Below are 991 nucleotides of genomic sequence, written 5' to 3'. Positions count from 1 at the left end.
TCCCGTGTCTTGACCACCCGTTCGACCACCTTCTCGAAGGGCGCCAACTGGTGGTCGTACGCGCCAAGGGTCGTCTCCCGTACCTGGGCCAAAAACTCCCGGAACTTGGGATCCCCGCCCAGGTCGCTGCGGAGCACCAGGGTGTTCACGAAGAAACCGATAAGCCCCTCGAGCTCTTCCTGGGTCCGGTTCGCAATGGGCGTCCCAACACTGATGTCCTCCTGACCGCTATAACGGGACAAAAGAACCTTGAAGGCCGACAACAAGGTCATGAACAGCGTCGCGCCCTCCTTACGGGAAAGCGACAGGAGCCCCTCGGAAAGATCCGCGTCCAGCTCCAAGGTGATGTTGCCCCCTTCGTTGCCCGTATCCGGTGTCCTGCGATAATCCGTGGGAAGCTCCAGCACGGAACCGCCCCTCAACATAGCCTCCCAATACGACAACTGCCCGTCAAGGAGCTCCCCCTCAAGGTAACCGCGCTGCCAGATCGCATAGTCCGAATACTGGATGGGCAACGGGGGGAGCGAAGCGGGAACACCACTGCTGAAGGCCTCGTAGATCTCCAGGAACTCGCCCATCATGACACCTTCCGACCAGCCATCGCTCGCGATATGGTGCAGCACGGTGGCAAGAACATACTCGTCGGAACCAAGATCGTACAGCCGGGCGCGCAACATATAATCCGAGGAAAGATCGAAGGGCATATCCACGAAATCGTCGATGCTGCCATCGAGCAGCGAACGGTCCGATATGCCCTCCACGTCGAGCGACCAGCCATCGGCACCCATCACCTGCTGCCAGCCCACACCGTCATCGGAAACGATCACCGTGCGAAGGACCTCGTGGCGAGAAACGATCTCCGACATGGAGGACTCCAGTACGGATACGTCCAAGGCCCCCTCCAAACGCATCACCATGGGAATATGGTACTCCAAACTGCCCTGCAACTGGTCCAGGAACCACAAACGCTCCTGGCTGAAGGACAAGGGAA

Annotated in this window: 1 protein-coding gene; it reads right to left on the bottom strand. The window is 59.3% G+C overall.

The features are described 5' to 3' along the window. On the bottom strand, positions 1–935 hold a 935-nt coding region (locus tag ACRD7P_RS20910), incomplete at its 3' end, for a condensation domain-containing protein (protein ID WP_430909746.1). Between the last annotated feature and the right edge of the window lie 56 nt (positions 936–991).

The sequence above is a fragment of the Maribacter sp. 2-571 genome (assembly GCF_050589625.1).
Taxonomy (GTDB): domain Bacteria; phylum Bacteroidota; class Bacteroidia; order Flavobacteriales; family Flavobacteriaceae; genus Pelagihabitans.
The sequence above is the reverse complement of the archived record's forward strand: the minus strand, read 5'-3'. Positions and strand labels throughout refer to the sequence as shown.